Source organism: Nocardia sp. NPDC051756 (genome assembly GCF_040681495.1).
GTDB lineage: Bacteria > Actinomycetota > Actinomycetes > Mycobacteriales > Mycobacteriaceae > Nocardia.
Genome location: NZ_JBFAYV010000003.1, coordinates 338809 through 363659, shown reverse-complemented (window position 1 = coordinate 363659; position 24851 = coordinate 338809). Strand labels below are relative to the sequence as shown.

The 24851-nt window shown below is 66.8% G+C and carries 30 protein-coding genes; 13 read left to right on the top strand and 17 right to left on the bottom strand.

Going from position 1 to position 24851, the window contains the following annotated elements; genetic code table 11:
* The first annotated feature begins 147 nt into the window (after positions 1 to 147).
* The 3 genes from AB0M22_RS13330 to AB0M22_RS13320 all read left to right on the top strand — a co-directional run bounded on the left by AB0M22_RS13330 (position 148) and on the right by AB0M22_RS13320 (position 2533).
* Entirely contained in the window at positions 148 to 663 is a 516-nt protein-coding gene (locus tag AB0M22_RS13330) for an EXLDI protein (RefSeq protein WP_150400264.1), read from the top strand.
* Positions 664 to 788: 125 nt separating this feature from the next.
* Entirely contained in the window at positions 789 to 1763 is a 975-nt protein-coding gene (locus tag AB0M22_RS13325) for an ATP-binding cassette domain-containing protein (protein WP_364725002.1), read from the top strand.
* Positions 1763 to 2533: an ABC transporter permease gene (locus AB0M22_RS13320; RefSeq protein ID WP_364724999.1), complete on the top strand. Its 771-nt coding sequence runs from the start codon at positions 1763 to 1765 to the stop codon at positions 2531 to 2533. The genes AB0M22_RS13325 and AB0M22_RS13320 overlap by 1 nt, the downstream gene beginning before the upstream one ends.
* 65 nt (positions 2534 to 2598) lie before the next feature.
* On the opposite strand, the gene AB0M22_RS13315 is transcribed toward AB0M22_RS13320, so the two are convergent.
* The 3 genes from AB0M22_RS13315 to AB0M22_RS13305 form a co-directional block, all read right to left on the bottom strand.
* Positions 2599 to 3330, bottom strand: coding sequence for a zf-HC2 domain-containing protein (locus AB0M22_RS13315; protein ID WP_364724996.1), 732 nt, complete (start codon positions 3328 to 3330; stop codon positions 2599 to 2601).
* A complete protein-coding gene (locus AB0M22_RS13310; protein WP_364724993.1) occupies positions 3327 to 3836 on the bottom strand; it encodes a sigma-70 family RNA polymerase sigma factor in 510 nt (169 codons plus the stop codon). Before AB0M22_RS13310 ends, AB0M22_RS13315 begins: the two co-directional genes overlap by 4 nt.
* Positions 3837 to 3898: 62 nt before the next feature.
* Complete coding sequence (locus AB0M22_RS13305) at positions 3899 to 4543, bottom strand: YqgE/AlgH family protein (protein WP_364724990.1); 645 nt, start codon at positions 4541 to 4543, stop codon at positions 3899 to 3901.
* A gap of 114 nt (positions 4544 to 4657) precedes the next feature.
* Here AB0M22_RS13305 and AB0M22_RS13300 point away from each other — a divergent pair, with 114 nt between their 5' ends.
* A complete protein-coding gene (locus AB0M22_RS13300) occupies positions 4658 to 5419 on the top strand; it encodes a 1-acyl-sn-glycerol-3-phosphate acyltransferase (protein WP_364724987.1) in 762 nt (253 codons plus the stop codon).
* On the opposite strand, the gene AB0M22_RS13295 is transcribed toward AB0M22_RS13300, so the two are convergent.
* Positions 5413 to 5724 carry a GNAT family N-acetyltransferase gene (locus tag AB0M22_RS13295; protein WP_364724984.1) on the bottom strand — a complete coding sequence of 104 codons (312 nt, stop codon included), beginning with the start codon at positions 5722 to 5724 and terminating at the stop codon, positions 5413 to 5415. The two genes, AB0M22_RS13300 and AB0M22_RS13295, sit on opposite strands and share 7 nt — an antisense overlap.
* 206 nt (positions 5725 to 5930) lie before the next feature.
* Here AB0M22_RS13295 and AB0M22_RS13290 point away from each other — a divergent pair, with 206 nt between their 5' ends.
* Positions 5931 to 7499: an alpha/beta hydrolase gene (locus AB0M22_RS13290; protein ID WP_364724981.1), complete on the top strand. Its 1569-nt coding sequence runs from the start codon at positions 5931 to 5933 to the stop codon at positions 7497 to 7499.
* A 53-nt stretch (positions 7500 to 7552) separates the two neighbouring features.
* On the opposite strand, the gene AB0M22_RS13285 is transcribed toward AB0M22_RS13290, so the two are convergent.
* The 3 genes from AB0M22_RS13285 to AB0M22_RS13275 form a co-directional block, all read right to left on the bottom strand.
* A complete protein-coding gene (locus tag AB0M22_RS13285; RefSeq protein WP_364724978.1) occupies positions 7553 to 7675 on the bottom strand; it encodes a hypothetical protein in 123 nt (40 codons plus the stop codon).
* 59 nt (positions 7676 to 7734) lie between these two features.
* Positions 7735 to 9234, bottom strand: a complete 1500-nt coding sequence (locus AB0M22_RS13280; protein WP_364724975.1) for a hypothetical protein — start codon at positions 9232 to 9234, stop codon at positions 7735 to 7737.
* Between the two features lie 90 nt (positions 9235 to 9324).
* The gene (locus AB0M22_RS13275; RefSeq protein WP_364724972.1) at positions 9325 to 9669 is read right to left on the bottom strand and encodes a hypothetical protein; all 345 of its coding nucleotides are present in this window, start codon (positions 9667 to 9669) and stop codon (positions 9325 to 9327) included.
* A 310-nt stretch (positions 9670 to 9979) separates the two neighbouring features.
* On the opposite strand from AB0M22_RS13275, the gene AB0M22_RS13270 reads away from it, so the two are divergent.
* Positions 9980 to 10669 (top strand): nitroreductase family protein, encoded by a 690-nt coding sequence (locus AB0M22_RS13270; protein WP_364724969.1) that lies wholly within the window; start codon positions 9980 to 9982, stop codon positions 10667 to 10669.
* A gap of 109 nt (positions 10670 to 10778) precedes the next feature.
* Positions 10779 to 11141, top strand: coding sequence for a hypothetical protein (locus tag AB0M22_RS13265; protein WP_364724966.1), 363 nt, complete (start codon positions 10779 to 10781; stop codon positions 11139 to 11141).
* Between the two features lie 82 nt (positions 11142 to 11223).
* Here the strand turns inward: AB0M22_RS13265 and AB0M22_RS13260 are convergent, their stop codons facing one another.
* From AB0M22_RS13260 to AB0M22_RS13250, 3 genes are all read right to left on the bottom strand, one after another.
* The gene (locus AB0M22_RS13260; RefSeq protein WP_364724963.1) at positions 11224 to 11568 is read right to left on the bottom strand and encodes an MmcQ/YjbR family DNA-binding protein; all 345 of its coding nucleotides are present in this window, start codon (positions 11566 to 11568) and stop codon (positions 11224 to 11226) included.
* Between the two features lie 64 nt (positions 11569 to 11632).
* Complete coding sequence (locus AB0M22_RS13255; RefSeq protein WP_364724960.1) at positions 11633 to 12115, bottom strand: peptidylprolyl isomerase; 483 nt, start codon at positions 12113 to 12115, stop codon at positions 11633 to 11635.
* A gap of 148 nt (positions 12116 to 12263) precedes the next feature.
* On the bottom strand, positions 12264 to 13061 hold the full coding sequence (locus tag AB0M22_RS13250) for a metalloregulator ArsR/SmtB family transcription factor (RefSeq protein WP_364724957.1): 798 nt from the start codon (positions 13059 to 13061) through the stop codon (positions 12264 to 12266).
* Positions 13062 to 13219: 158 nt separating this feature from the next.
* On the opposite strand from AB0M22_RS13250, the gene AB0M22_RS13245 reads away from it, so the two are divergent.
* The 3 genes from AB0M22_RS13245 to AB0M22_RS13235 are packed head-to-tail and all read left to right on the top strand — an operon-like array spanning position 13220 to position 15229.
* Positions 13220 to 14149, top strand: a complete 930-nt coding sequence (locus AB0M22_RS13245; RefSeq protein ID WP_364724954.1) for an ABC transporter ATP-binding protein — start codon at positions 13220 to 13222, stop codon at positions 14147 to 14149.
* Positions 14146 to 14997 carry an ABC transporter permease gene (locus AB0M22_RS13240; RefSeq protein ID WP_364724951.1) on the top strand — a complete coding sequence of 284 codons (852 nt, stop codon included), beginning with the start codon at positions 14146 to 14148 and terminating at the stop codon, positions 14995 to 14997. The genes AB0M22_RS13245 and AB0M22_RS13240 overlap by 4 nt, the downstream gene beginning before the upstream one ends.
* Entirely contained in the window at positions 14987 to 15229 is a 243-nt protein-coding gene (locus tag AB0M22_RS13235; RefSeq protein WP_364724948.1) for a helix-turn-helix transcriptional regulator, read from the top strand. Before AB0M22_RS13240 ends, AB0M22_RS13235 begins: the two co-directional genes overlap by 11 nt.
* Here AB0M22_RS13235 and AB0M22_RS13230 read toward each other — a convergent pair whose 3' ends face one another.
* A complete protein-coding gene (locus AB0M22_RS13230; RefSeq protein ID WP_364724945.1) occupies positions 15230 to 16111 on the bottom strand; it encodes an NAD(P)-binding domain-containing protein in 882 nt (293 codons plus the stop codon).
* A 137-nt stretch (positions 16112 to 16248) separates the two neighbouring features.
* Here AB0M22_RS13230 and AB0M22_RS13225 point away from each other — a divergent pair, with 137 nt between their 5' ends.
* Positions 16249 to 16605 carry a helix-turn-helix domain-containing protein gene (locus tag AB0M22_RS13225; protein WP_364724942.1) on the top strand — a complete coding sequence of 119 codons (357 nt, stop codon included), beginning with the start codon at positions 16249 to 16251 and terminating at the stop codon, positions 16603 to 16605.
* Between the two features lie 28 nt (positions 16606 to 16633).
* On the opposite strand, the gene AB0M22_RS13220 is transcribed toward AB0M22_RS13225, so the two are convergent.
* On the bottom strand, positions 16634 to 17761 hold the full coding sequence (locus AB0M22_RS13220; protein ID WP_364724939.1) for a glycerate kinase: 1128 nt from the start codon (positions 17759 to 17761) through the stop codon (positions 16634 to 16636).
* Between the two features lie 151 nt (positions 17762 to 17912).
* Between AB0M22_RS13220 and AB0M22_RS13215 the strand changes: the two genes are divergently transcribed.
* Entirely contained in the window at positions 17913 to 18359 is a 447-nt protein-coding gene (locus AB0M22_RS13215; protein WP_364724936.1) for a nitroreductase/quinone reductase family protein, read from the top strand.
* A 24-nt stretch (positions 18360 to 18383) separates the two neighbouring features.
* Here the strand turns inward: AB0M22_RS13215 and aroQ are convergent, their stop codons facing one another.
* Both aroQ and AB0M22_RS13205 read right to left on the bottom strand, forming a co-directional pair.
* Positions 18384 to 18824 (bottom strand): type II 3-dehydroquinate dehydratase, encoded by a 441-nt coding sequence (gene aroQ, locus AB0M22_RS13210; protein ID WP_364724933.1) that lies wholly within the window; start codon positions 18822 to 18824, stop codon positions 18384 to 18386.
* Between the two features lie 16 nt (positions 18825 to 18840).
* The gene (locus tag AB0M22_RS13205) at positions 18841 to 19452 is read right to left on the bottom strand and encodes a hypothetical protein (protein WP_364724930.1); all 612 of its coding nucleotides are present in this window, start codon (positions 19450 to 19452) and stop codon (positions 18841 to 18843) included.
* A 397-nt stretch (positions 19453 to 19849) separates the two neighbouring features.
* On the opposite strand from AB0M22_RS13205, the gene AB0M22_RS13200 reads away from it, so the two are divergent.
* On the top strand, positions 19850 to 21529 hold the full coding sequence (locus tag AB0M22_RS13200) for an NTF2-like N-terminal transpeptidase domain-containing protein (RefSeq protein WP_364724927.1): 1680 nt from the start codon (positions 19850 to 19852) through the stop codon (positions 21527 to 21529).
* Between the two features lie 10 nt (positions 21530 to 21539).
* On the opposite strand, the gene AB0M22_RS13195 is transcribed toward AB0M22_RS13200, so the two are convergent.
* The 3 genes from AB0M22_RS13195 to AB0M22_RS13185 all read right to left on the bottom strand — a co-directional run bounded on the left by AB0M22_RS13195 (position 21540) and on the right by AB0M22_RS13185 (position 24745).
* Complete coding sequence (locus AB0M22_RS13195) at positions 21540 to 21920, bottom strand: DUF3054 domain-containing protein (RefSeq protein ID WP_150400245.1); 381 nt, start codon at positions 21918 to 21920, stop codon at positions 21540 to 21542.
* A 220-nt stretch (positions 21921 to 22140) separates the two neighbouring features.
* A complete protein-coding gene (locus tag AB0M22_RS13190; RefSeq protein WP_364724924.1) occupies positions 22141 to 23220 on the bottom strand; it encodes a YbhN family protein in 1080 nt (359 codons plus the stop codon).
* A 4-nt stretch (positions 23221 to 23224) separates the two neighbouring features.
* Positions 23225 to 24745 (bottom strand): adenylate/guanylate cyclase domain-containing protein, encoded by a 1521-nt coding sequence (locus tag AB0M22_RS13185; RefSeq protein ID WP_364726898.1) that lies wholly within the window; start codon positions 24743 to 24745, stop codon positions 23225 to 23227.
* Between the last annotated feature and the right edge of the window lie 106 nt (positions 24746 to 24851).

The window sequence follows — 24851 nt, the reverse complement described above, 5'->3', positions numbered from 1 at the left end:
GACGGTTCAACGGCGAACCCGGCCGGGCGGGTCGCGGGCTCGGCGAACCTGGGCGGGACGGACACCGCGGGCCCGCCGAATTGCGGTATTTGGGCGGCGGTGGCGAACTGGCTTGCGTGTACGTATACATCTACGTATAGTCGGGTCATGCCCAACAAGACGATCTATGTTGCCGATGACGATCTGCCGCTGTTCCAGCGGGCCCAGGAACTGGTTGGCGGCAATCTCTCGGGGGCGGTGACCACGGCGTTGCGCCGGTTCATCGAATTGGAAGAGGGTCGGCAAGAAGGGTACGACGAGGTCATCGTCCGGGTCGGGCACAACGGTGTCCGGCAGGTCCGGTTCTCCGGCGCCCTGCTGTTCGAGACGAACGACGTCAACGACCACCGGATGGAACACGTCCGGGTGTTCCGCAGCCGCAAAGGCAAGTTCGTGCTGCACGCGCACTACGCCAGCTGGGACGACTATCCCCAATCCGCCAACTGGATCAAGGATTTGAAGAACTGGCGGCGCATGCTCGGCGTCGGCGAACAGGACTGGGGCGACTTCATCCTGGAGATCGTCGACTCGATCGAGGAATTGAAAGGCAAACTGCCGGACAAGGTTTACGAGCGGGTGGTCGACATCGCCAAGCGGCCGCAGATCGAAGACCTCGACATCTAGCCGAATCTCGTTTCCGCACAACTGAATAGTCACTGTTCGACCTGAAAACCCGCTCCCTTGGGAGCGGTGTCGATCAAGCATGCGCGCATGCGCATCAAATTATGTAAATCAGCGAAAGGACCGTCATGGTCAACGGCCATCGCGCACCCGCCATTTCGGCATTGGGCCTGCGCAAATCGTTCGGCGAGCAGGTGGTGCTCGACGGCATCGACATCGTCGTCCCCGAGGGCACCATCTACTCGCTGCTCGGCCCGAACGGCGCGGGCAAGACCACCACGGTGCAGATCCTGAGCACGCTCATCCACGCCGACGGCGGGGAGAACCGGGTCGGCGGTCACGATGTCGAGGCCGACCGCGACGCGGTGCGTGACGCGATCGGGGTCACCGGTCAGTTCTCCGCCGTCGACGAGTTGCTCACCGGCCGGGAGAACCTGATCCTGATGGGCGACCTGCACCACTTGCCGCGGCGCGACAGCAAAAGACTGGCAGCCGATCTGCTGGCCCGCTTCGACCTGGTCGAGGCCGCGGACAAGCCCGCGTCCACCTACTCCGGCGGCATGACCCGGCGCCTGGACCTGGCGATGACCCTGGTCGGCGATCCACGCATCATCTTCCTGGACGAGCCGACCACCGGCCTCGATCCGCGCAGTCGGCGGGTCATCTGGGAGCTCATCCGCGGCCTGGTCGACGACTACAACGTGACCGTCTTCCTCACCACCCAGTACCTGGAGGAGGCCGACCACCTGGCCGACCGCATCGCGGTGCTCGACCAGGGCCGGATCGTCGCGGAAGGCACCGCGGCGGAACTGAAGCGGCTGGTGCCGGGCGGGCACATCCGGTTGCAGTTCGCCGATCGCGCCGCCCTGTTCGCCGCCGCCACCGCGCTCGGCGTCGCCGCGCGGGCGGTCGAAGAGGACGACGACGCGGACCTGACCCTCGCGGTGCCGAGCGACGGCAGCGTGAAATCGCTGCGGGCCGTGCTGGATCGGCTCGACTACGAGCGGATCGAGGTCGACGGGCTCGCCGTGCACACGCCCGACCTCGACGATGTCTTCCTCACCCTCACCGGCCAGCCGACCCTCGAAACGGAAACCGTCTGATGAGCACGATGTCCTACGCCCTGGCCGACTCGGCAACGATGTTGCGGCGCAACCTGACCCACGCCAAGCGCTATCCGAGCATGAGCGTCGGCGTCATCGTGATGCCGACCGTGCTGCTGCTGATCTTCAAGTTCGTCTTCGGCGGCGCGCTGGAGAAGTCGTCCGGCGGAAACTACATCGACTACCTCGCGCCCGGCATGCTGCTGATGGTGCCCGCCTACATCACCGCGTCGGTGGCGGTGTCCATCTCGACCGACGCGGCCAAAGGCATCGTGAATCGGTTCCGCACCATGGGGATCACCCAGTCGTCGATGCTGACCGGACACGTGGTCGGCGCGCTGCTGCAAGCCTTGGGCGGCATCGTGTTGATGGCCGCGGTCTCGCTGCTCATCGGCTGGCGTCCGGACGCGAACGTCGTCGAATGGATCGCCGCGTTCGGCCTGCTCACCTTCACCATCTTCGGCTTGAACTGGCTCGCGGTCGCTTTGGGCCTGCTGTCGTCGAGCCCCGAGGGCGCGAGCAATGTCGTCTTCCCGATCATCATGCTGCCGTTCCTCGGCAGCGGACTGGTGAGCACCGACACCATGCCCGCCGGGTTGCGGCAGTTCGCCGAGTATCAGCCGTTCACGCCGATCACCGAGACCGTGCGCGGCCTGCTGATGGGCACCGAGATCGGCAACAACGGCATCCTCGCGCTGGCCTGGTGCGCCGGGCTCACGATCGCCGGATTCTTCTGGGCCAACTCGATTTTCCGTCGTCAGACCAGCTGAGCACGACCGCACGATGAGGGGTACCGATCCCCCCGCCGAACGTCGGCGGGGGGATCGGTCTGTCCTCAGACGGTGCCGGAGAGCAGCGTCTCGCCGGTCGACGCCAACCGGATCTCGACGGCCCGGATCTGATCCGGCGCCTTGTCGATGGTCCGGTCGATCGTCAGCTCGGTGCCCGGCCCGGCCGGCCATTGATCCAGCTCGGTCTGGCTGCCGTCGATGCCCAGCACGAACAACTTCAGATTCCAGTTGTACTGCTGGTTGCTCGGCCCGTAACTGCAACTCATCACGATCCGCGTCTTGCCGTTGTCCTGCACGACCTTGAAGCTGGCCGTCACCGGGTTGGGCTTGAGCGGCTGCATACTGCGTTCCGCGACAACCTGTTCGGTGCCGGTGTTGCCGGACGAGGTGACGGTGGCGACCACCGGAATCGCGATGGCCACCGCCGCGGCGGCCGCGGCGACGGCGGCTCCTACGGACACCCACCGGCTCCGGCGCCTGCGCTTCTCCGCCGCGTCGGCGAGCCTGGGCAGCAACTGCGGCACCGGCGGTCCGGCCGCGGCCGTCGCCGAGCCCGATTGCGGCGCAACGGCTTCGGGCAGGTCGATCATCGCGAGCGCGGTCGCGGGTTCGACCATCGCCAACATGCCGGGCATCCCGGCCAGTTCGGCCACGGCGGCCTGGCAGGCGGGGCAGCCGGCCAAATGCTCCTCGTATTCCCGGCGCTCGGTTCGCGTCAGGGAGCCGAGCACGTAGGGCGCATCCCACGTGGTGTAGTCGTCAGCGATATCGGTCATTGGTTCGTCACCCCCATCTCCTGTAGTGCCAGCCGTAGGGCCCGCATGCCGTAGTGCATCCGGGATTTCACCGTGCCCGGCGGAATATCGAGTTCCGCCGCGATCTGATGGGTGGAAAGTCCCCGATAGTAGGCCCGCACGATCACCTCGCGATGATCGGGACTGAGCCTGCCCAACGCGTCCGCTACCACCCAGCCGTCCAATGCTCGATCGGCCTGGTCCGGCGTCGCCTGCTCCGGCGGGGCATCGGTGCGGAACTCACGCCGGTTGCGGGCACTGCGGTGCTCATCCACGGCGAGATTGCGGGCCACCGTGAACAGCCACGCGCGCGCCGAAGTCTCGGACTGATCCAATACGTTCGGGCGTTGCCACGCCCGCAGCAACGTTTCCTGCACGATGTCCTCGGCCCGTCCGGGGTCGCGAACCAAGCCGAGCGTGTACCGCCAGAGCGCGGCGGCGTGTTCGTCGTACAGGACCCGCAACAACTCGGTTCGGTTGTCGGGCATTGCTCACCTCCCGCTCATCCCACGACTCAGCAGGGGTGAACGGTTCAATAAGAGCGCACATCTCAATTTCGTTCGAGTTCGATCGGGTGGGTGGCCAGCAGCGACAGGGGTAGCGGCTGGCGGCGCAGCACGTGCGCCCAGAGGTCGGCGCGGCCGGTGCTGATCGGGTCGGACGGCAACGCGGACAGCACGATCCAGTCGTCGTTCTCCAGCTCGCCTTCCAGCTGCCCGAAGGTCCAGCCTGCGTAACCGGCGAAAATACGGATGCCCTCGACCAACTGCCCGATCTCCTCGGGGTCGGCGTCCAGGTCCACCAGCACCACGCGGCCATCGATGCGGCGCAGGCCGGGGATGCCGTCGGTGCTCGCGCCGACCCGGACGGTGCCGAGGCACAGCGCCGCGTCCCGCTTGACCGGGCCGCCGATGAACAGGGTGCGCGGCGCGGCCGCCACCTCGGTCCAGCGGGGGAGCACGTCGTGCACGGCCGTGTCGCTCGGCCGGTTCAGCACGACGCCGAGGCTGCCCGCCTCGTTGTGCTCGATGATGTAGACCACGGTGCGCCGGAAGGTGGGTTCGGCCAGTTCGGTCGCCGACACCAGCAGGGTGCCGGCGCGCACCACCTGCTCGCCGTGCCGGAAATCGCGCCGCTTGCGGTCGCCGTGCCCGCCGCGAGTTTTCCGATCATCCGGGTCGTCTGCGCGTGCCACTCGGACATCATCGCAGTTGTTCGGGCGATATGCGCTTCTGCTGACCAGTTCGGTGCGCTGAATTTGTCTCGGGGGCCGATGCTGGGCGCTTGCGGGCGTCGTAGAGTCCGTGTCATGGAACCTCCCGAGGTACGCCTCGAGAACAGCGACACCGTGTACGACTTCTATCTCGATCATCGGCAGAATCGGCTGAAAGCCTGGGGTGCGTACGCCATTCTGGGGCGTCGTTACTATCCCCGCGTCGCCTATGCCGAGGGTGCGCGGGCCGGTATGCGGGCGGCGATCCGGCAGGGCCGACCGCTGTTGATCTCGATCAATCATCTTTCCGAGAACGATCCGTACACGGTCGCGGCGGCGGCGTGGCGCAGCGCGTTGCGTCCGGTGATCGGCCGGGTGCGGGTGCTGGCCAAGGACGAGCTGTTCGAGGAGCCCGAGCAGCGGCGCAAGATCGACATGATGGGCGGGATCCCGGTGTTCCGCGGCAAGGACCACGGGATTCGGGCCGTCAATGCGGCTGGTCAACGGATGATGGACATCTGCGCGCAGCGGATCGCGCGCGGCGACGGGGTCGCGGTGTTCCCGGAGGGCACCTGCAACGAGGTCGACCCGACCCAGGTGCAGCCGGTCGGTAGTGGCATCGGGCACATCGCGTTTCGCGCGATGAAGCTCGGCGTCGAGCCGGTGCTGGTGTCGATGGGCCTGAGCTACGGGCCGCGGGCCGACCCGACGGTGCAGCCGAACAAGGAGGAGGCCAAGGCGGCCAGCTTCTATTTCGGCGTGCCGATCACCGAATTGCCGAGCAAGCCGGGCGATATCGCGCGGCTGGTGCGCACCGATCTGCAACTGGCACTGGACGGCGCGGTCGCCGCCTACTGAGGCAGGTTCAGGCTGTCGCGCGCCCAGTGCGGCACCATCACCAGGTATTCGGGGCGGGTCTCGATGAAGTGGTGCACCATCCGGCACATCGGCAGCGCGCCGAGTTTGTCCTCGGCGGTGCTGTTCAGCGCCGCCTCGACCAGCACGCGGCCGTAGCCCTGGCCCTCGTAGCGGGAGTAGATCTCGGTGTGCACGAACGCGCGTTCGGACTGGGTGTCCTGGTATTCGACGTACCCGGCGTTGTCACCGTCGACATAGAGCTCGAAGCGTTCCAGAGCGGTGTTGATACGGACCTCCGTCGACATGGCTCGACGCTACTCCCGTGCGACGTCATCCGCGCATTCCGCGGCACATATCGCCGCGCCCGGCCGGGTCTGGGGACGACCGCGCCGGGATGCGCCTGACCGGCGGAATCGGGCGCTCGACTTGTTTGTCGCTCGCCGCCTGCGCAGAATGCTCATGATCGGGGTCGCGGACGCACGCGTGGCGGCGGCCCGTGGAGGTACGAAACATGATGAAGGTACGGCTGTTTTCGCGGGCGGCGGCTGCCATGGCTGTGTGCCTGCTCGGCGGATCGATCGGGTCCGGCCTGGCCGATGCCGCGCCGGCTTTCGGGGCTTGCCCGGCGGGTTCGGTGGTCGCGGGGCACGGCGTGCAGTGCGCTGTCGTCGAGGTGCCGATGAATTACGCCGATCCGGACGGGGCGAAGATTCAGCTGACCGTCAGCCGGATCGCGGCGACCGGCGAGCGGCGCGGCGCGATCTTCGCCAATCCCGGCGGACCCGGCGCGGACGGGCTGGACTTCTGGGGTCTGCGCACCGATGTAATGCCTGCCGATCTGAACGCGCATTACGACCGGCTCGCGGTGCAGCCGCGTGGATTGCGGTGGGCCACTCCGTTGGATTGCGGTACCGAGGACGGTGGGCGGGTGGCGCTCGGCGGCGGCGATCGCAATGCCATCAAGAAGGCCTGCGATATCGCGCTTCCCGGTTATCTGGACACCATCACCACCGAGAACACCGCCCGCGATATGGACGCGGTGCGCGCGGCGCTCGGGCTGGACCGGATCAGCTACCTCGGCACGTCCTACGGGACCTACCTCGGCGCGGTGTACGCCTCGCTGTTTCCGGACCGGGTCGAGCGAATGGTGCTGGACTCCAACGTCAATCCCGACTGGGTGTGGACCGAGGAATTCGCGCAGCAGCAGATCGCGGGCAAGCAGCGACTCGACGATTTGTTCGCTTGGATCGCCGAGCACAGCGGCGAATACCACCTCGGTGATACGGCTTTGCAGGTCTATCAGAACTGGGTGCGGATGGCTGTCGACCAGGGCGGCGGCTGGTACGCCAACCTGACGCCGCCGCCGGCCAGTCTCGCCGACCTGCCGGGCTCGCTGCCCGAGCCGCTGGCCGAGATCGCTCGCGACGGGTACACCGGCAGTCTCGAGCAGACCGGGAAACTTCAGAATCTGTTGCGCACGTTGATCTCTCGCGGCGCCACCACGCAGGGGCCGTTGCTCGGCGCGACCTCGGTGGCCAGCTATACCCGTACTTACTGGCCCACTTTCGCGCGGGCTATGGCCGACGCGATGGCGAATCCGTCGAACGTGCAACGGTTGCGCACCATCGAGGGCGCCACCTCGACCGACTCCACCGGGCAGTTCGTGTTCGCGGCGATCACCTGCAACGAGAACGCGATTCCCGGGCGGCTCGAAGTGATCGGCTCGGCGATCGCCACCATCGCGTCCGGCGGCGACGCCATGGACGCGCGCGCCGATCTGGTCCGGTCCGGAATGGCCTGTGGGGCATGGAAACCGGTAGCCACGCCGGTTCGGATCACCGGGGCTGGTCTGCATACTCGACCGCTGATCCTGCAGAGTCGCCACGATGCGCTCACCAAATACGAAGGGGGACCGGCGATGTCACGTGCGTTGAACGGTTCGCTGATCACCGTCCAAGGTGGGGATCACGGGAACTTCGGTCGCGGGAACCAGGTTGTCGATGATGCGGTGATGGCGTATCTCGGCACCGGGCAGGTCACGATCAGCGAGGCGGCGGAGGCTCCGCTGCCGGCGCGCTGAAACTGTTCTCGCACTGCGTGATCCAGGAATCACGCAGTGCGAGGAAGCAGGTCTCAGTACGTGCCGCCACCTTGGAAGGCCTGGAGGGCGTTGAGGACCAGGAACAGCGGGCCGTACAGCGCGGTCGCCAACGGGTCACCGCTGCGCTGACCGGCCAGGATCCAATCGAAATTCATCGAGCCCATCGTTTCTCCATGTGTTGGTAGTGACAGGGTTTCGCGGCTACTTCGCCGCGTTACTTCTTTTTCTTCTTCGGCTTGGCCTTGGGAAGCTCGCAGGTCTTCTTCGAGCCTTTTGCGGTGCATTTGTCCCCGGTGCCCGCGCCGCCGATCACCGAGCCGTTGTTCGTACCCGTGACGGTGATGATGTCGTTCCCGCCTTCACCGTTGACCGAATTCTGTTTGGCCTTCAGGTTGGCGACGGTGATCCGGTCGGCCAGCGGCCCGCCGCGCACCTTGGCCTGCCCGTCGAGATCGGTGACCTTGATGATGTCCTTGCCCTGGACCGGGGCATCCGGATAACCATCGCCCCACACCTGGCCCAGCTTGCCGACGAACCCAACGGTGATCTTGTCGTTGCCACCCCAGCCGTTGATGATGGCCGCGTGGTATTTCAGCTCGTCGCCGTCGCCGCGGACGACGTCCTCCGGGCCGTTGACACTTTTGACATTGATCGTGTCGTCGCCGTCGTCGCCGAGTACACCGCCGGAATTGCCGATCAGGTCCACCGTGATGGTGTCGTTGCCGGGTCCGCCGTCGGCGGAACTCGCGGACAATCCCGGCAGTGGGTACTTTTCGCCCGGGCCATTGATATTGATGACCTTGATGATGTCGTCACCCTCGTCGCCCATGGCTCCCGCCGCCCCCTCCAGGGACGTGACCGTCAGCTCGTCGTTTCCCTGGTTGCCGTTGAGTTTCGCCAGGCCGAAGAGCGGGCCCTTGGTGGCGAAGATCTTGTCGTCACCCTCGTTGCCTTCGACGTATCCGGTGTTCATCCCGTCCACACTCAAAGTGTCCGGACCGGGACCGCCCGCCATCAGCCCGAGGCCGTTGACGTTGCCCGCGTGCAAGGTGTCGGCACCCTGGCCGCCATAGACGCCGTCGGCGGTCTCGGGGTCGTCGAAGTGCGCACCCGTCGCCACCCAGCCGACGTCGATGACGTCATCGCCGTCGTCACCGGCGATTCGACCGGCGATGACCTCGAGACTCTTCTCCGGATGGTCCTTGTCGCTGCTGACGTAGCCCAGGGTGCCGACCGTGATCTTGTCGTTGCCCGCCCCGCCGACGACCTTGCCGCGTTCGCTCACATTGCCCAGCGGAACATCGTTGCCGATCTTGTTCTGGCAGGCCTGATCCCGCGCACCGGTGCCGACGACGACGGTGTCGTCGCCCGGACCGGTGTCCACCTCGCCGCCCTTCGTGGCTTGCGCGCCGATACTGCCGGAGCAGTCGAACCGGCCGACGTCGTAGACGGTGATGGTGTCGTTCCCCGAGCCCGCGCGGACCGCCGCCCCCTGCGGCACGTCACCCTTGACCACGATCGTGTCGTCGCCACTCGTGCCCTCGACGACATCACCGTCTTTCAAACTGCCGCAGGTGATGGTGTTTCCGTTCGCGGTGCAGCCCGCGGGCAGCGTCGGCGCGGCCTGCGCCGGAACCGGGCCCGCCAGCAATGCCACGACGGTCAGCGCGGGTACGCACGACCAGCGCAGCGAGATGAATCTTGAAACGCGCATCCCGAAGAACCCCTGTTTCTCGATCGAATTATTCTGGTGCAGGAAACCGGCGGCAGCGCACGGCCGGCGCGTGGAACTCGGAATGGGTTGTCATTCATCCATCAACGGGTTGCTGTCCTCGTCGGCCGGGTCTCCCGCGTGTATCTCCGCTTCGGTGACGAATTCGTTGGGGATATCGTCGGATTGGATATCGCCGTCGATCGCGCCCTCGTCGATGGACTCGTCTTCGGCCGGCGCACCCTCGTTGCCGGTGGTTACGCCGGGTTCGCCGGTGCGAGCGGCCTCTTCGCCCTGCGGGACGTCCGCGCAGGAATCGGTGACGCATACCGCGGGCAATGCCGCGGCCTCGATCGGAACAACGAACGCCGCCGACGCAATGACGGCCAGCGCGGGCACCTGCAACCACCGGACAGCTGTGAATCGTGAAACACGCATGCCAAAGAACCCCTATTTCTCGGTCGAATCACCCTCGTGCACAAGCCCGGAACCTGCGCTCGCCCAGCACCAGGAACCCCTCGATGAACGCGCACTGATCAGCTGCGCTTGCCCCGTATCGCGACACTCCGCCGGACCGCGGACGGGAACACCCCCTGTATTCGTGGCGGCCCGCAGCCTGGATGGGTGCGGATCACGGTCCGCGAAACCGGCGCTCGCGCGGTCTGTTTCGCGGCGGATGTCTGGTCGGGTGGACGGTAAGTTCGTCTCGGTATTGCCTGCCCGGTTGACGCGGATCACACTGCAAACCATGACGACCTGGATGCCGCTGCACGGCCAGCCATATACGCCAATTCCCTACCACCCGAACCGGATTCCGGTCGCGGAGGCGCTCGCCGCGGCGGCCGCGTTCCGCGCGCGGATGGACGAGCGCCGCACCGTGCGGATGTTCTCCACCGACCCGGTGCCGGAGCAGTTGGTGCTCGACGCGATCGCGGTGGCGAACACCGCGCCGTCCGGCGCGCACCAGCAGCCGTGGACCTTCGTGCTCGTCGAGGATCCCGACGTGCGGGCCAAGATCCGGGCGGCCGCCGAGGCGGAGGAGCAGATCTCCTACAACGGGCGGCTCGGCGAGGAGTGGTTGTCGGCGCTGCGCCCGCTCGGCACCGACGAACACAAGCCGCACCTCACCGACGCCCCCTACCTGCTGGTCGTCTTCCAGCAGCGCTTCGGTCTGCGTCCCGACGGCACCACCTACAAGCACTACTACGGTGACGAATCCGTCGGTATCGCGGTGGGCATGCTGCTCGCCGCGCTGCACGTCTCCGGGTTGGCCGCGCTCACCCACACGCCGAGCCCGATGAAGTTCCTCGCCGAAGTCCTGAACCGCCCGCGCAACGAAAAGGCTTTCGCGGTGGTCCCCATCGGTTACCCCGCCGACGATTCCGTGGTTCCGGACCTCGTCCGCAAGACGATGGACCAGGTCCTCATCCGAATCTGATCGACTCGGTCCACCCGATGCCCCCTGATTTGGGGGCAGCGAATTCATTGGGCTCCCGTAACATTCCAGCGCGTCGTACCGACAGCACACTGGAATAGGAGGAGTTCATATGAAGAAGACAATTACCGCCGCCGCCCGGGTCGCGGCCGCCGGTGTTTCGGGCCTCGCCTTCGTCGCGATTATCGGTTCCGGTAGCGCCCAGGCAGCACCCCAGGACTGCGCCGTTCAGCGCGACCTTTTCGGTGCGTCCGCCGTCTGCCAGCCCGACGGCGGCAGCAATTACGTCCTGCACGTCGACTGCTTCGGCCTCTACGCCAGCGGCCCCTTCCCCCTCTACGGCGTCGGCCCCTACAAAGTCCTCAGCTACCCCTTCACCCCCGACGGCCAGCGCATTTCCACCGCCTGCACCGGCGTGGGCCCCGGCGTAGTCGCCCTGGCCACAAACGCCTACGTAGAGATCTACCGCGGCTGAAACTCGACCGAAATCGAGACCGCCCATCTAATTCAATTCTATAATTTGTCCGAATAGCGCCACAAATGCGCAGCAAACCCGATCACGATGGGGGTGAGTGCATTTCGGCCAGGTCTTCGGGGGCGGAGAGGCGCCAGGCCTCGAAGACCAGTTCGGATAGTTCGTCCAGGTCGAGGCCGGCCAGGTGGACGACCACCCAGCCGAAACCGCCTGCGGTGAACTGTTCTTCGAAGACTTCGGGGCGTTCGGAGACCAGGGCTTTCTGTTCGGAGAGGGTTTGTTTCAGGCCGACGGTCTGGGTGCGGGGCCAGTAGTAGCCGAACAGTTTGCCGCGCACCTTGTAGGACGTGTACCGCTCGCCCTTGGTGCTCCGCACGTCGACGAGCCGGTCCACGATTCGAAAGAACTCGTCACTCTGTACTGCCACCGCGGACCCCTCAAAAGTTGGAGTCCGCAATATACCTGGGCCGGTGGGTCGGCAACGGGCCTGGTCAGCGGGTCACGGTGGCCGAGGTGAGCACGACCGGCTGGACCGGCACGTCCTGGCCGCCGGTCTTGACCTTGCCGATCTGGTCGACGACGTCGTTGCCGCGCGAGACCTTGCCGAATACCGCGTAGCCCCAACCGTCTTGACCCGGGTAGTCGAGGAACGCGTTGTCGCTGGTGTTGATGAAGAACTGGGCCGAGGCCGAGTGTGGGTCGGAGGTGCGGGCCATGGCGACGCTGTAGACGACGTTCTTCAGCCCGTTCTTGGCCTCGTTCTCGACCCGGTTGGGCGCCGGCTTCTCCCGCATCGTCTGGTCCAGTCCGCCGCCCTGGATCATGAAGCCGTCGATCACGCGGTGGAAGATGGTGCCGTCGTAGTGGCCACTGTTGACGTAGGTCAGGAAGTTGCGCACGGTCTTGGGTGCCTTCGTTTCGTCGAGTTCGAGCTCGATGTCACCCATAGAGGTTTGGAGCAGGACCTTGATCATGATTTCCCCAATTTGTGCGACGGGCTCAGTCCCGCAGTCGCCCTGACGGACGCGTGCTCCAACCGAGCTGGACACGGACCTGTGCAGCTTACCGGTGCGTGGCCGCGGGGAATCCGTTTCGGTCCAGCACCGGTGCCCGCCGCGGCGACTACATGGCCAGGTCGGGCAGCACCTCGCCGGTCTCCAGCAAGGACTTGAGGTTGGACAGGATGCTCGGCCAGCCGCCGCTGATCCCTTCCAGGACAGCGCTGTTCGGCGGAAAACCCTCGTGCACGACGGTCAGCTTCACCACCGTGTCGCCGGCCTGCTCGAGTTCGAAGGACACCTGCGAGCGCGGCTCGCGGGCCCAGGCGGCGACCTCGTCGGGGTTCATCTCGAACGCCGTGGCGAACGCGGGATCGAAGGTGTGCCAGGTGTAGGACAGCTTGTTGTAGGGGTCTGCCTCCAGCACCACCTGCTCCGGGTCCTTGCTGGTCCAATCCTGTTGGTGCCAGACCATTTCGGCGCCCGGCCGCCAGTCGGTGTCGAAGCTGGCACCCCAGTAGCGCTTGGTGAACGCCGAGTCGGTGAGGGCCTCCCACAGCTTTTCCGGAGTGGTCTTGATGTAGGTGGTGTAGACGAATGTGTTGTCGCTCATGGGTTCTGCCTCCAGGGCCTGCTTGAGATCGGCGAGCGCGTGCACGCGCGCCCGGTGGTAGCGGGTGATCCAGCGTTCGGTGATCGCGTTGATGGGGTCGGCGTTGAGGTAGTGCAGTTTTTCCCGGCCGCTGCGGCGAGTGGTGATCAAGTTGGCGGCCTCCAGCACGGCGAGGTGTTTGCTGACCGACTGCCGCGCCATCTCCAGCCCCGCGCACAGCTCGCGCAGGGTCTGCCCGTTGCGGGCATTGAGACTGTCCAGCAGCCGCCGCCGATTGGGGTCGGCCAGCGCTTTGAATACCTCGTCCATGTCACCTTCTCGATTTATGCAGCCGTACGGCTGCATGTCCCGAGATTAGGCAGCCTGATGGCTGCATGTCAAGAATGACGCTGGAGATAAAGCATTGTCGCGGCGGAATGTAGTAGGTATGCTACGAATCGACGGGAACCCGCAACGGGGAGAGCAGTATGACAGTGGGGAATGGCGTCGCACTCGACGTCGAGAAATTGCGAATGCGCTACGGAACCACCGACGTCTTGCACGACGTGACGTTCCAGGCGCGACACGGCGAAGTGCTGGTGCTGCTCGGGCCGAACGGCGCGGGCAAGACCACCACCATCGAGATCCTGGAGGGCTTCCGCATGCGGTCGGCGGGCCGCGTCGAGGTGCTCGGCGTCGATCCGGCGCACGGCGGCGAGGAGTGGCGGGCGCGCATCGGCGTCGTCCTGCAATCGTGGCGCGATCACGGGAAGTGGCGGGTCCGGGAACTGCTGGATTACCTGGGCGCCTTCTATGCGCCGTACCGCACCGACCGCGTCCAACGGCCTTGGGACACCGACGAACTCATCAAAGCGGTCGGTCTCACCGAGCAGTCGTCCAGCAAGATCAACGACCTGTCCGGCGGCCAGCGCCGCCGCATCGACGTCGCCATCGGCATCGTCGGGCGCCCGGAGGTGCTGTTCCTGGACGAGCCGACCGCCGGATTCGACCCGGAAGCCAGGCGCGAATTCCACGACCTGGTGCATCGGCTCGCCGACGACCAGCAGACCACCATCCTGCTCACCACCCACGACCTCGACGAGGCGGAGAAGCTCGCCGACCGGATCCTGGTCCTGGCCGGCGGGCGGATCATCGCCGACGGCTCGGCCGACGAACTCTCCCGCCGGATCGCCGGCGCGGCCGAGGTGAGCTGGACCAACGGCGGACAACGGTTCGTGCACTCGACCACCGAATCGACCGAGTTCGTCTACGGCCTGTTCAAGCAATACGGTGACGCGATCGGCGACCTGGAGGTCCGCCGCGCCTCGCTGGAGGACACATACATGACGCTGGTGCGCCGATTCGAATCCGGTCAGGTCGACGCCGAGGTGCGCACGATCGAGGAGGTAGGGCGATGAACCCGATCGCGGTGGCGGTCCGGCAGGGCTGGATTCGCGGCATGATCGAGCTGCGGCAGCTGGTCACCAACGGTCAGGATGTGTTCGGGCTGCTGTTCTGGCCGGCGCTCGTGTTGATCGTGCTGTTCTTCATGCGGGACGCGTCGTTCCAGTCGAGCGGATTGCTGCTCGGTTCGCTCGCGTTGCCCAGCGTGATCGGCATGCTCGTGGCGATCAACGGGATGATCGGCATGGGCCAGCAGCTCACCATCGACCGCGAGGACGGAACGTTGTTGCGGGCCAAGGCGACCCCGAACGGCATGGTCGGCTACCTGGTCGGCAAAATCATCCAGGTGTCCGGCATGGTGCTCATCCCCGGTGCCGTCATTCTGGTGTTCGGCTCGTTCATCGTCGACGGGCTCGCGCTCGGCGACGCCGGTTCCTGGCTGACCTTGATCTGGGTGATGGTGCTCGGGCTGCTCGCCACCTTGCCGGCCGGCGCCGCGTTCGGCTCGATGTTCGCCAGCCCGCGCAACTTCGCGCTGATGACCTTCCCGATCATGGGCCTGGTCGCGGTGTCCGGCATCTTCTATCCGATCACCTCGATGCCCGGCTGGGTGCAGGGCGCTGCGCAGGCGTTTCCGGTGTACTGGCTCGGGCTCGGCATGCGCTCGGCGATGCTGCCGGACCAGGCCGTCGCCGTCGAACTCGGGCAGTCCTGGCGGCCGCTGGAAACCGTTGGGGTGCTGAGCATCTGGGCGGTGGTGGGACTGCTCGCCGCGCCAGTGGTGTTGCGCCGGATGGCCCGGCGCGAGTCCGGGTCCAGCGTCGCCCTGCGCCGGGAGAAAGCGATGCAGCGTGCCTACTGAGGTCATCTACAACCGCATCGCGATGCTGCGCGCCGAGCGCGGCATCTCCCGGCGCGAGTTGGCGGAGGCGCTCGGCGTGCACTATCAGACGGTCGGGTATCTCGAGCGCGGCGAGTACAGCCCGAGTTTGCATCTCGCACTGCGGCTTTCGGCCTACTTCGAAGTGGCGGTGGAGGTCATCTTCTCCACCGACCCCTTCCCGCGGCTCGGCTCCGCGACCGAAACCGCCTGACTAGGCCTGCGCGCCGTGCAACAGCGCGTAGGTCGAGACCGCCTCGCCCTTCGCCTCGCTGGCGGCAACCGCCTTGCGCCACAACGACTGTGCGGTGTGCGAGAATGTCGCGTCCACGCCGACCTCCTCGCTGGCGTCTATGATGTGCTGCGCGCCCGCGTCCATCATCTTCAGGCTGGCCAGCGTGGCCCAGCCGCCGTTCTGGTTGGCGACCGAGAACTCCTCCATGAAGTAGGGGAACGCGGCGGCCGAGCGCACGGCGAACGGAACGAACTGGGCGATGCTGTGCCCGGAACGGTCGATCATCGCGGTCGCCTGGTCGAAGGCGAGCAACCACGGGTGGAAGATGGTCAGCAACGCCTGGTAGAAGACCTGGGCGAGACCGTCGTCCGCGCCGAGATACTCCTGCGGGCTCAGCGGGCGCAGCAGTTCGGCGTGCGCGTCGAAGACCTCGCGCGGTCCGCTGTAGAAGATGTAGGACGCGGGATGGGTGATGTTGTCGCCCGCCGACATGACGCCGCCCGAAATGAACTGTGCGCCATGGGATCGTACCCACTCCGCACCCGCGCGCGTCTTTTCCGGCGAATCGGAGGACAGGTTGGCGATCACCTTGCCGGCCAGTTGCTCGGTCGCCGGGCCGAGCACGTCGTACATGGCGGCGTAGTGGGTGAGGCTCAGTACGGTCACCTCGTTGGCGGCCAGTGCCTCCGCGACCGTCGCGGCCCGCTTGGCGCCGAGTTCGACCATCGCGTCGACCTTGTCGGTGCTGCGGTTCCACACGGTCACCTCGACGCCGGCGTCCAGGAAGGCCCGGACCATCGACTGACCCATCGGCCCCAGGCCGACAACGGAGACGGAGCGGGGGGTGGTCTGATCGGACATTGTGTGTCCCTTCGGTTCTCGTTGCAGTGGTGTCGGCGCCGGAATCAATACTCGTTCCCGCAGGTAGAGTCAGGAAGACCGAACGTCGAGGTGGGGTTGCTTACCTAGAGGTTCGAAATACGGTCAGAAGGAGTGCGGTGGACATGAGCAGTGACGCGGATCACGACGTGTGCGGCATGTCCGTGGCGATCGATGTCGTCGGCGGCAAATGGAAGCTGCACCTGATGTGGGCGCTGAGCGCCGACCCGATCCGGTTCGGCGAGCTCCGGCGGTTGCTGACCGGCGTCAGCGAGAAGGTGCTCGCGGAGAATCTGCGCCAGCTCGAGGCGAGCGGCGTGGTGCATCGTGAGGTCTATCCCGAGGTTCCGCCCCGCGTCGAGTACTCCCTCACCCCGCTCGGGGAGGAACTGGCCGTCGCGCTCCGCCCGCTCGAGGAGTGGGGCGACAAGCACCGCGGCGAACTGCTCGGGAACCTGCTCGCGTCAGCGAGCTAGCGCCGTAATTGGTTGCGTCACAGTGACTTTATGAAGTCAGGTGCTGATCTGCTAGTTGTGCGCCGGCTTGCCGGAGGAGTTGGCGGGCGTTTGCGATCGAACGGGCGGGGTCCGGCTCCAGATCGGTGAGGGCGTAGCAGGCGGTGAAGCCCGCGGCCCGAATCTCTTGGGCGGCAAGGAGCGTGCGGCCGACGACGGCGATCACGGGAACGCCTGCCTTACGCGCGGTCTCGCAGACGCCGATGGGGGCCTTGCCGTGCAGGCTTTGCGTATCGAGGGAGCCTTCGCCGGTGACGACGAGGTCCGCGCCGTCGAGTAGGGCGGGGAAGTCGAGGAGTTCGAGGATCACCTCGATGCCGCTGCGCACCTGCGCGCCGAGCAGGGCGAGTGCGCCGAATCCGGTTCCGCCCGCGGCGCCGGCGCCGGGTTCGTTCGCGAAATCGGGTCCGGCCACCGGCGCCCAGGCGGTGAGGGCGGACTCCAAGGTGTCGAGATCTGCTGGGCCAGCGCCTTTCTGGGGTGCGTAGACCGCGACCGCACCGGTCGGCCCGAGCAGCGGGTTGTCGACGTCGCAGGCCAACGTGAAAGTGGCGGAGGCGATTCCGGGGTGCAGACCGGTGCGGTCCAGTCGGTGGGCGCGCGCCAAAACCGCGCCGCCGTGCGGTAATTCGTGGTCGTCGGCGTCGAAAACGCGGGCGCCGAGCGCCTGTGCCATGCCCGCGCCGCCGTCGGTGGAGGCGCTGCCGCCGAGTCCGATGACGATGTCGGTGGCACCGTGATCGAGGGCGTGCGCGATGACCACGCCCAGGCCGAAGGTGCTCGCGCCGAGCGGATCCGGTCGGCCCCCTGGGAGTTTCTCCAGCCCGACGACCGTGGCCAGCTCGAGCACGGCTGTCGCTTCGTGCCGCGCATACGACGTGCTGCCGAGTACCCCTGTCGGACCGGGCGCGGTCAACTCCACCCGGGCCCAGCCCGCCGCCACGAACGCGTCGACGGTCCCGTCGCCACCATCGGCCACCGGAACCTGCCGGATCTCCACCTCCGGCACCACCCCCGCGATGCCATCGGCTAGGGCCGCGGCCACCTGCGGTGCGGTCAGCGACCCCTTGAACTTGTCCGGGGCAAGCACTACCCGGCGAACAGCCTCGCGCGTCATCCCCACATTGTCGGGTGTGCCACGCGCTACCGCGCGTCAGGCTGGCTGAGCTGCGCAAACATAAAAAGAGAGCAGCGCTCTTGACTTTGTCTTCGCGAAAGTGGAACACTTATCGCAACAGAGAGCAGTGCTCACTAATAGGAGTCAGAACATGGACCACAGCACCCGCTACATCGGCCCGGCCGGCCTGGACCCGATCATGAACCGGATCTTCAACTGGCTGCCCCGGCTCGGGATCAGCGTCATGGGTTCGCGGCTGCTCGCGGTGCGTGGCCGCAAGAGCGGGGAGTGGCGGACCACGATGGTGAACCTGATGGTTCGCGAGGACGGCGCGCGCTTTCTGGTCGCCCCGCGCGGGCACACTCAGTGGGTGCGCAACCTGCGCGTGTCCGGCGGTGGCGAGCTGCGCCTCGGCCGCAAGGTCGAGGAATTCACCGCCACCGAGATCGCCGACGCGGACAAGGTTCCGCTGCTGCGGCTGTACCTGCAGAAGTGGGGCTGGGAGGTCGGCAAGTTCTTCGAGGGCGTCACCAAGGACGCGACCGACGCTGAATTGGCCGATATCGCACCGGGATTCCCGGTTTTTCAGATCAACTGACGAGCAGCGTCGGGCCCGGCGCGATCAGGCCGAGCGCACCAGGAATTCGATCGCGGCCGCGTAGCCCTGGATCCCCATCCCGGCGACCACCGCGGTCGCGATCGGGGAGATATAGGAGTGATGCCGGAACTCCTCCCGCGCGTGCACATTGCTGATGTGCACCTCCACGATGGGGAGTTCCGGGATCACCAGCGCGTCCCGCAGGGCCACCGAGGTGTGGGTGAGCCCGCCGGGATTGATCACGATGCCCGATTCGACGCCGCGCGCCGCGTGGATCCGGTCGATCAGCGCGCCTTCGGAATTCGACTGGAAGGCGGCGACCTCGCGGCCGTAGCGGTGCGCGGTCTGCCGGCACAGCTCGACCACGTCGTCGAGCGTCGCCGACCCGTAGACCTCCGGCTGACGGGTGCCGAGCATGTTCAGGTTCGGGCCGTTGAGAACCAGGATCGGACCGGGTGCGGACATGCCCGCAACCTTAGCGCTAGAGCCCCTGCGGTCCTTCGGAGCGCAGGTCGTCCACTTTGCGCATGGCGCCGCGCAGTTCCTCCAGCCAGGATTCCGCGTGCTTGCCCGCCAGTTTCACGGTCCAGGCCAGCGCGTCCGCCCGCGAGCGCGCCACGCCCGAGTCGACGAGCGTGTCCAGAACTTTACGTTCGGGCTGCCGCAGCCGGGTCATCACCGGAACGGCCAAGTGGGTGAACAGCACCCGATCGCCGCCCACCGACACGCCCCACGCGACGCTGCGTCCATACCGGCGCTGCGCCTCGTCCGCGATCTGCATGCGGGCCGAACGGGTCGACTCGCGGAAGCGCGAGATGGCGCCCTCCTTCGTCGCCTGCGGAACTTCCTCGGTCGGCGCGTCCGCGTCGCCTTCCGCAGGGGCGTCGACCGGAGTCTTCTCCGGCTGGCTGATCGGGAGTTCGCCGATGACCACGATCTCGTCCCGATCGATCTCGATGACTGGTGGACCGGCGAACCAGTCGGCGGGCAACCGGCCCGCGAACCAATCCGGCGCGTCCGCGGGATCCGGTAGGTCGGCCTGCTGCCAGCCGCCCGGTCGTCCGAAACCCCGTCCCCGGTGTTCGTGTCTCATGAGGGGATCACCTACTTACTTTTCAGCGTTGCTTACATTGATTACAAGATTACGGCGCAATCGATGCCAATGGTTCCGCTCTGTGCGAACAGAGTTCGCCACTGGTTAACGGGGGTGATTCGCGGTTCGTAGACGCTCACTCTGGGTACTCATTGATCCGAAACGCCGAGTAAGGCAGTAAGTGCACAACTTTCCGCGGGGCCCCGGTACGGTAGCGGCGCCGGTTGTCGCCGCAGCACTGGACAACGATCATGATGGGTCCCCCGAGATGGGAGATTTCGGGCACAATTGAGATGCTGAGCATGGGTAACGTCCTTGCGGCGTAGGCACCGCAGACAGGTCTTTTTCAGGTACGGTGGTCTTGTTACTGGAGTGACAAGAGTGAAGAGTGGGCGACATGGATGTCTGGGGATCCCGCCGCTTTCGCGTCCGGGGCGCTATGGCACTCGCGGGGGTGGCGGCGCTCGCGATCGCGATGGGATCGTGCGGCGTACACGAGGGAAAGAATGAGGCCGAAGCCGTAGTCGAGCGCTTCACCGAGCTGTTGGACAAGCAGGACTACGTCCATGCTTCGGAGCTCACCTCCTACCCTTCGGCGGCTTCGGCAACGCTGAAGCAAATGTTTGCCGGCCTGCAACCCGGCAAGGCGGACTACAAGAAGACGCAATACATCGGCCTCGATTCCGAGGCGGCGATCTTCAGCATGGACGCCGACTGGAACTTCGGCGACGGCAAAAACTGGACCTACAGCGTGCAGGGCAACGTGCGCAAGCTGGCCATCGGCTGGCGCATCTCCTGGGACCCGGCGATCGTCATGCCGCAGCTCGACCACAACCGCACCGTGCGCCTGGTGCGCACCGAACCGGCGCCGGCCCCGCGGGTGAACGACATCGCGGGCCAGCCGCTGATGACCGAGCAGACCATCAACGTCATCAAGCTCGACCCGGCGAAGATGCCCGACCCGGTCGGCTCGACCAACGCGCTGGCCAAGGCGATCGAGCCGGTCGCCCCGCTGATCACCGGGCCGTCGCTGATGCAGCAGGTGGCCACCTCGCAGGGCAAGCCGGTGGTCGCGGTGAACCTGCGCGAGCCCGACTTCGCCATCCTGGAAAAGGACATGGCGCCGATCCCCGGCGTGGTCATGGAGAAGCAGCCCCGGCTGATCTCCGCCGACCGCCGGGTCTGGTCGCCCATGCTCGACGCGCTGAGCAAGGTGCAGCAGGAAAGCCAGCAGCAGCACTCCGGCTGGGGCGTGCAGGTTTTCGAACAGGACGGTCGCTTCGTCGGTCAGCTGGCCGGCGTGCAGGGCCCGCCCGGACCCGACATCGCGGGCACCATGGATCAGCGGCTGCAACGCGCGGCCGAGGACGCGGTGGTCAGCTCGGCGACCCCGTCCTCGATCGTGGCCATCCAGCCGTCCAGCGGCGCGGTCGTCGCGGTCGCGCAGAACACCCAGGCCAGTGAGCACGGACCGGTCGCCTTCACCGGCCTCTACCCGGTCGGCGGCAATATCGAGCTGTTCCGCAATATCGCGGCGGTCAGCAAAGGCAAGGCCCCGCACGAGATTTCGGCGCAGGAGGCGGCCGAGGCCGCGGCCACGCTCGGCGTCGGCGTCGACTTCAAGGTGCCCGGGCTCGACGAGGTGACCGGACGGCTGGCCGTGGCCGGCCGCAGCGCCGAGCAGGTCAAGCAGGGCGGCGGCTCGGATGCGGTGCTGGCCAGCCCCTTCGGCATGGCGATCGCCGCCGCCGCGATCGCGCGCGGCGAGGTGCCGCCGCCGATGATCGAGGTCGCGCGGCCGAGCACCACCGACGCCCAGCTCGGCCCGCTGTCCCCGGAGATCGCCGACCGGTTGCACGGCATGCTGCGCGATTCGACCAACGCGCCGGAGCTCGCCAGCCTGCGCGGCTACCGCGACGTCAACGGTTTCAGCGCCACCGCCGGACGCGACGGCTGGCTGATCGCGGTCATGGGCGACCTGGCCTTCGCCATCCACATCAACGATGTGGACAGCGGCGACGCCACCGCGCGGATGGCCGTGCGGATGCTCCAGTCGCTGGCCGCGCCGGAAACGTAAGCCGAACGGCTCAATTCAGCGCTTTGATGGCCGCGCGCCAGCCGAGCAGGAACAGCGCGAGCACCACGGTCGCGACCACGATGAAGCTGAACGCGGTGCCCTGACCGCTGACCGCGCGCAGCAGCATGCCGCCGCACAAGGTGCCGAGCCAGACCAGAATTCCGGTGGGCCACAGGGCGGTTCCGTCGAACCGAGCGTCGCGCCCCGCGTCGCCGAACATCCGGCTCGCGGCGGCCACCGCGACGGTCCAGCCGATCGCCAGGCCGATCGCGAACGGCCACAGCGTGCGAAGTAGTCCGGTGAGCACCGCTTCGTCGTGACTGCGCCTGCCGATCGCGCAGAACAGAATCACCAGCAGCGCATCTACCACCAACGGCACCAGTTTCTTCACGCGCGCCAGCGTAGTTGGGCGCCCCACCCGAGAAGTGAAGCACCTGCATGCTGCGTGTTATCCCCTACAACGACCACCACAGCGCGAGTTCAGCGAGCGCCGTTCGTGGCCCGTCTCGCGTCCGAGCTGTCGAAGCGCATGCGCCACAGGCGCGAGTCTCGACAGCTCGGACGCGAGACACCCGGGGGCCACGAACACGCCGCGCCCGCGCGGCCAAATTTCAGAACCTGCGCTGGGAGAATTCCTTCTCGAACTCGGCGTCGTCGTCCTGCGGGGTGCGGAACAGGAACAGGAACACGATCCAGCCGACGATCGCGACCAGGATGAAGCTCACCAGCCGGTAGACGAAGGCGGCGGCAACCGCCTGCGCGGCGGGCAGTCCGGCGGCCGCGGTGAGGCCGTAGATGAGCGTCGCGTCGACGTAGACGATCCCGCCGGGCGCGAACGGAATCGAGCCGACCGCCTTGCCGATGGCAAACGCCAGCAGCAGCCCGGCCAGCCGCGGGTCCGCGCCGACCGCGTAGCAGGCGGCGCCGAGGCAGGCCACATCGGCGAACCGGTGCACCAATGCCCACATCGCGACCAGCGCGCCGTCGCGCTTTCCGAGATCCACCGACTCCAGCTGCCCGAGCACGTCGGCGATCTTGCCCGCGCCCTGGTCGGCCGGGCGCTTGCGTAGCCGGTTGACCAGGCCGAGGGCCTTGCGCAGCAGCGCTTCCAGCGACCCCGGGTTACGCGAGACGTAGTTGCCACCCCACACCACCGCGACGACCGCGGCCAGCGACAGGATCAACTTGAACGGCCCGATGGTCCCGCCGGACAGCAGCGTGCCGCCGACCCCGAGCAGCGCCAGCCCCGCCGCGGCGACCACCCCGGAGAACACCAGCTGCCAGGACGCGACGATCGGGCTCGCGCCGAACCGCCGGGTCTGCCGATAGGTGAAGGCGGTGGAAAACACCTGGCCCGCGGGCAGGGTGACGGACATGGCGGTCGCGCCGTAGACCACCGCGACGGATTTCCGCTGACTTACCTCCACACCCCCGGCGTTGAGCAGTTGTTTCTGCACCCGCCCGAAACCGCTCATCGACAATGCCTGTAGCCAAATACAGGCGGCGACCCACCCCCAGTGAATGTCGCTGAGTTTGCGCCACGATTCGTGCAGTCGCGGCCACAGATAGATACCTTCGGCGATAAGTAATGCCAGCAGCGCGACCCCGAGCAGCCATTTGACCCACCAGAATTTGCTTCGGCTGGTGGGTGGCGGCGCAGGATCTCCTGCCAGTTCCCCATCGGCCGTCACCAGGTCAGCCTAACGAACGCACCGTTTCGCTGTCTGTAGCGTCCGGCCGGTCGGCGCGGTCTTTCGGATAGGCGAGCAGCGTTTTTCGGCGCCGTCCGCGCAGCTGTACCTCGTCGCCGGTTTCCCACTTGTCCTGCTCGCTTTCATCGGCGAAATACAGCGCGCTGCCCGAAGCCAAGGTGCGCCCGGGCTGGTCTTTGGCCAGCTCGGTCAGCCGGGAGGCCTCATTGACCGGATCGCCGATCACCGTATATTCGAAACGATTTGCCGCACCGATATTTCCGGCGACGGCCAGCCCCGCCGACACGCCGATACCGATATCCAGTCCGGGCACTTCGCGCAGCACCTCGCGCAGTTCGCGGGCCGCGGCCAGCGCCGCGGTCGGCGCGTCCGGCCGGTCCAGCGGCGCGCCGAAGATGGCCAGCGCCGCGTCGCCGACGAATTTGTTGACGAAGCCGTTGTGCCGGTCGATCACGTCCACCACGATCCGGAAGAACTCGTTGAGCAGGCTCACCACCTCGGTCGGCGGGCGCTCGGCGGCGGTCGCGGTGGAACCGACCATGTCGACGAACAGCACCGCGACGAACCGGGTTTCGCCGCCGAGTTCGGTGCCGTAGTCGAGGGCGCGCTGGGCGACCTCCTCGCCGACGTGCTGACCGAACAGTTCCTGCAGCTGGCGGCGCTTGGCCGCCTCCTCCATCATCCGGTTGAAGCCGACCTGCAGCAGCCCGATCTCGCTGCCGTCGAACACCTCGACCTGCACGTCGCGCGCGCCCTCTTGCACCCGGTCGATGGCCTGGCTGAGCTGGCGCACCGGGTCGGAGATGCTGGAGCCGGTGAGCATGGACAGCGCCAGCGCCTGCAGGATCACTACGCCGCAGAGCAGCAGGATGGAGATGGCCAGCGACTGGGCGGAGAACTTCACGTCCGAGGAGATCTGCGTGATACACAGCAGCACGATGGCGATGGTGGGGGCGAAAGTGCCCATGCCCCAGGTCATTGCCATCCGGGTGCCGACGCCGGGGGTCAGGGTGTGATCGAAGGTGCCCGCGGTCAACGCGGCCGCGGCGACCGGGCGCAGGATGCGTTCGCCGAGCATGTAGGTGAAGCCGAACACGATGGTGGCGGCCATGCACAGGGTGACGATGACCGCGCCCGCCAGCTTGGGTTCGTCGGTGATGATCAGCAACGCGAGGATGGCACCGCCGATCAGCCACAGCGCCAGATGCAGGATCGCCTGCCGCAGCGGGGCATGCAGCGCGGCCATCTGCTCTTGCCTGCTCGGTGGGCCGCCACGCATCTGCCAGCGCATCACCGGGCGCAGCATGAGCGCGGACGCGGCCATGCTGAGCAGGCCGCCGGTCAGGAAGACCAGGGCCGGGATGAGCAGGCCGGTGCTGCGGGCACCGTCGTGCGCGCCCTCGGGCACCGGCAGGCCGTACTGGATGAAGGCCCACACCAGCACCGCGCCGAACGCGTTGGCCAGCAGCATCGAGGTCAGGTACAGCGGCCAGCGCGTTCGCATGGTCTGTTTGACCGCTTCCAAGGGCGCTGACACAACCAACAATCTAGCGTTTCGATCATGTGCGCCTCCCCGCGGCGCTGTTCAGCCCCCTGGCATTCACCCGGCC